The 819-nt window shown below is 62.4% G+C and carries 2 pseudogenes; both read right to left on the reverse strand.

The window, feature by feature from the left end:
- Positions 1-272 (reverse strand): annotated as a pseudogene (locus AC1D0Z_RS23200) (tripartite tricarboxylate transporter substrate binding protein); the annotation flags it as partial.
- Between the two features lie 159 nt (positions 273-431).
- Positions 432-819, reverse strand: a pseudogene (locus tag AC1D0Z_RS23205) (tripartite tricarboxylate transporter substrate binding protein); the annotation flags it as partial.

Below are 819 nucleotides of genomic sequence, written 5' to 3' on the forward strand. Positions count from 1 at the left end.
GACCAGGCCAGCCCTGTGGTGCCGCCGTGCCCCTCCTTGTTTTCGTATTCGATCTCGTCGCTCAGGCCCAGGCCGACCAGGGCATCGCCGAGGGCACGGCCCGCTTCGTCCAGCGTGCTGCGCGAGGCGGCTGGTATGACGATGCGCAATCTCGGCGCAAGCTTGCCCTTCACGGCAGCCTGTGCCCACAAGGGTGCAGGGACAACGCCGGCGGCAGCTGCGCCCAGACAAGTGAGCCCACCGAGAAAAATACGTCGTCGGACAGTCGGCATGAGATTCTCCAGCGGTGGTGGCATGTATCAGGCAGCAGGCCGGCATGCGCCTGTTTCTCCAACAGGCACAGCACTTTCCATGCCATCCATCAGATGGACGCCGGAGAAAAAAGGGGTGACCCACGCGGCCGCCCCTTCCGAAAACCCTGCCGCAGAGCGTCAGGCTTTGAGCTTGAGCAGGTGCACCATGACGCGCGAGGTCGTCAGGTCAAAGTCAATGAAGCTGGCAAAACCGGGCCCAGAAAGCAGCGAAGAGTCCCAGTGGTTCTGCTTCAGTGTTTTTTGCCAGGACTCATACCCCGCGGCGGCTTTCACCGCTTCGACCATTTCGGCCTGCCGGGCGGGTGCCACGTTTTGGCCGGTAAACACTCCACGCCAGTTGGCCATGTCCACATCGAGACCCTGTTCGCGAATCGAGGGAATGCCAAAAACCATGCGCTTGGACGACACGCCAATGGCACGCAGTTTCCCGCTGGCGAGTTCATCGCTGAACTCGCTGTAGCCCGATATGCCGGCCACTGCCTTGCCACCCACCACGGCCTGCACC

It is taken from the genome of Polaromonas sp. P1_E3 (genome assembly GCF_056405935.1).